Annotated in this window: 4 protein-coding genes and 1 pseudogene; 3 read left to right on the plus strand and 2 right to left on the minus strand. The window is 74.3% G+C overall.

Going from position 1 to position 3,244, the window contains the following annotated elements; genetic code table 11:
* Together AB0B48_RS32565 and AB0B48_RS32570 are read right to left on the minus strand one after the other, a co-directional pair.
* Window positions 1-626: pseudogene (locus AB0B48_RS32565) on the minus strand (protein phosphatase); the annotation flags it as partial.
* Between the two features lie 71 nt (window positions 627-697).
* Window positions 698-1,444, minus strand: coding sequence for an SAM-dependent methyltransferase (locus AB0B48_RS32570; RefSeq protein WP_357208370.1), 747 nt, complete (start codon window positions 1,442-1,444; stop codon window positions 698-700).
* A gap of 112 nt (window positions 1,445-1,556) precedes the next feature.
* Here AB0B48_RS32570 and AB0B48_RS32575 point away from each other — a divergent pair, with 112 nt between their 5' ends.
* From AB0B48_RS32575 to AB0B48_RS32585, 3 genes are all read left to right on the plus strand, one after another.
* Window positions 1,557-2,438 (plus strand): universal stress protein, encoded by an 882-nt coding sequence (locus tag AB0B48_RS32575; protein ID WP_357208372.1) that lies wholly within the window; start codon window positions 1,557-1,559, stop codon window positions 2,436-2,438.
* A 98-nt stretch (window positions 2,439-2,536) separates the two neighbouring features.
* Window positions 2,537-2,749, plus strand: coding sequence for a phosphatidylethanolamine-binding protein (locus AB0B48_RS32580; protein ID WP_088989541.1), 213 nt, complete (start codon window positions 2,537-2,539; stop codon window positions 2,747-2,749).
* The coding region (locus AB0B48_RS32585; protein ID WP_357208374.1) for a hypothetical protein at window positions 2,746-3,244 on the plus strand (499 nt) is incomplete at its 3' end. The genes AB0B48_RS32580 and AB0B48_RS32585, both read left to right, overlap by 4 nt.

The raw sequence follows: 3,244 nt of genomic DNA on the forward strand, positions 1-3,244 counted from the left end.
GCCGCCTGGCCGTTGCCCTCGCCGTTGCGCACCGTCAGGGTGTGACGGTCGCCGTCACGCCACCAGGCGACGTGGCCCCCACCCCCGGGGTCCGCCGGTCCGCGCCGCCCGCCCCCCCCCAACGCGTGGTGGGACACACCACGACCGGGCAGCAGATCCCACTGCATTTCGGCGGCCATCGTCAGTCGCTCCCGACGGCGGGCCCGCCGGTAGCGGTCGGTCTCCCGGTCCGCCGCGCGCATCGCCACCGCCAGAGCGGCGGCGATGTCCGTCGCCCGACCGGTGACCGCCGCGTTCGGTACGGCCGGCAGCTCGATCAGCAGCACACCCAGCCGCTCGCCCCACACGGTCAACGGCAGGTAGAGCCGGCAGGGGCCCTCACCGTCGCGGACCGGCTGCTGGCTGCTGAAGCAGCGCTGCGCCATGGTGTGGCAGGCCAGGAAACCGGCCGCCGGCAGGTCCGGATCCAGCACCGGCCACAGGCCGCTGATCCGGTAGTCGGCGACGAAGACGTCGGTGCGCAGCGCGCCCATCGCGGACCGGATCGCCCGGTCCGCCGCCTCCGCCAACTGGTCGGGCGGAGCCTCGCGCAACGCGCGCGACACCACGTCCGGCGCGTCTACCATCGTCGACCTCCCCCGAAGCTTGCTGTAGGGCAAGCATCATACGGACGTCACCGGACGGGTGATCGGCGCGGTCAGTCACCCGCGCGGGTCGCGAGCACACCGTGGAACGCGTCGGGCACCTCGGCCAGCGGGCCTTCCGGGCGCCACTCGGCAACCGGGACGATCCCGTCCGCCGTCGGCGCCCACCGACCCAGCAGGGGCGCGAACGCCGCCGGTGGACGCATCCGGAACTGCGGCCCCATCATGGCCAGCGCCTGCGGGTGACCGGCCAGCTCCTCGGTGTCGAAGTCCACAGCGAGCAGGCTGCCCGGCGCCGCGGCAGCGTACAGCTCGTCGAGGGTTCGGGTCAGCGTGGCGTCGTCGAGGAACGCGGCCAACCCCAGGAAGACCACTCCGACCGGCCGCCGACCCCACCCCGGCACGAAACGGTGCAGCTGCGCCGGGTCGACGGTGCCGATGTCGGTCGCGTCGCCGAAGCCGTAGCCGGCCCGGTCGCTGCCGGCGAGGATGCTCTGTCCCAGTCGGATGGTGACCGGGTCGACGTCGGTGTAGAGCACCGTCGCGTCGGCGGCGACCTCGTGCACGTTGCCCATCGTCGGCACCCCGGCGCCGAACACCAGGAACCCGTCCACGCCGTGGGCGGCCATGGCCCGCACCGCCCGGCCCAGGAACGCCCGCAGCTCGCGGAACACCGGCGCGCACGGCCCGTACGCCTGCTCGAACGCGTTCGCGGCGGCCACGTCCACGGGGAAGTGGTGCTGCCCGCCGAGCCAAAAGTCGATCATGCGAGCGGTGCTCGGCTGGTCCGGTTCACCCATCGGCGGCGCTCCCTCCCCGGTCGCCGCCAGCGTACCGACCGGGACGCGCTCGGCGGTATCGCGACGCGGGGGCGTCCGGGCCCGCGATACTGGCCGCGAGCGGAGGTGGGCCGTGAACTCGGCGAACAACGCGGCGGTGGTGGTCGGCGTCGACGGCTCGGAGTCGGCGCTGCGCGCCGTGCGCCTCGCCGCCGCCGAGGCGGCCCGCCGGCACCGACCACTGCGGGTCGTGCACGGCTTCATCTGGCCGCTGCTGCACGTACCCGTCTCCCCCGCCCCGGACGCGCCGCCCGGCGGTGGCCTGCGCCACCGGGCCGAGGAACTCATCCAGGCCGCGGTCCGCGAGGCGGAGGCGACAGTGCCCGGGTTGACGATCTCCGGCGAGATCATCGACGGAGAGGCTTCCGCGGTGCTGGTGGGCGAGTCCCCCACCGCCGCGCTCATCGTGCTCGGCGATCGCGGGCTGGGTGGGTTCTCCGCGCTGCTGGTCGGCTCGGTCGCGGTGCAGGTCGCCGCGTACGCCGACTGCCCGGTGCTGGTCGCGCGCGGCACGCAACGCCCCGACGAGCCGGTCCTGGTCGCCGTGGACGGCTCGGACGCCTCCCGGCTGGCGGCGGGCTTCGCCGCCGAGACCGCAGTGTCACTCGGCGTGCCGCTGATGGCGGTGCACGCCTACCGCCATCCCGGCAGCAGCGGCCCGGGCGACATGCAACCCCTGGTGTACGACGAGGCGCGGTTGCGCGGCGAGCAGGAACGGATGCTCGCCGGGTGGCTGACCGGGCTCACCGAGGCCCACCAGGGTCTGCGGTTGACCTGCCAGGTGGCGCACGGCCGACCCGGCACTGTGCTCGCCGAGGCGTCCCGCTCCGCCCAACTGGCGGTCGTCGGTGGGCGCGGGCGCGGCGAGGTGACCGGGTTGCTGCTGGGGTCGGTGAGCCAGTCGATGCTGCACCACGCGCAGTGCCCGGTGGTCGTGGTCCGCGCGCCCCGTTAGTGCGCCGGGGTTGGTCCGCCGCCAGACGGGTAGACGGCCGCGGTACGCCCAGCGACGGCGGGCAGCACCAGGTGCCCAGACCGACGAAGGAGGCACAGATGCCAGGACCACGGCCGGGCAGTAACGCGTACGACAAGCAGCGCGCGCGGTTGCGTAACGCGATCGACGACTCCGGACGCCGAGTACCCGACGGCAAGGCCAACCAGGTCGCGAACAGGATCCTCCAGGAGGATCGCGGTCAACGAGGCGTGGTGCGCGGCGACCGGACGTACGGCCCGAAGAGCGAGCGCGAACCGGGCGACCCGAAGTGAGGACGGTCGACGTGGCCGACGGCGCGATCGCAGGCGCCGTCGGCAGCACCGCGCTGAACGTGGTCAGCTACCTGGACATGGCACTTCGGGGACGGCCCGAGAGCGACGTCCCCCAGGAGACCGTCGACCGGCTGGCCGGGATCGCGCACGTCGACCTGGGAAACGGGGCCCGGGCGGCCAACCGCCGCTCGGGCCTCGGGCCGCTGATCGGTTACGGGTTGGGCGTCGCCGCGGGCGTCGGGTTCGCGCTCTACGCCGGTGGTCGACGTCAGCCGTTGCCGGTGGCCACCGGTCTGCTCGGCGCGGGCGTCATGACCATGACCGACGGGTCGATCACCGTGCTCGGGATCAGCGACCCGCGTACGTGGCGCCGCTCCGACTGGATCTCCGACATCATCCCGCACCTCGCGTACGGGCTGGCGGCCGCCGCCACCTGGAACAGGTTGGGCAGGCCGGCCGGGCGCGGGGCCGACCCCGCGGACCGGGGGCAAGGGG

The organism is Micromonospora sp. NPDC049089, from assembly GCF_040648775.1.
Taxonomy (GTDB): Bacteria; Actinomycetota; Actinomycetes; order Mycobacteriales; family Micromonosporaceae; genus Micromonospora.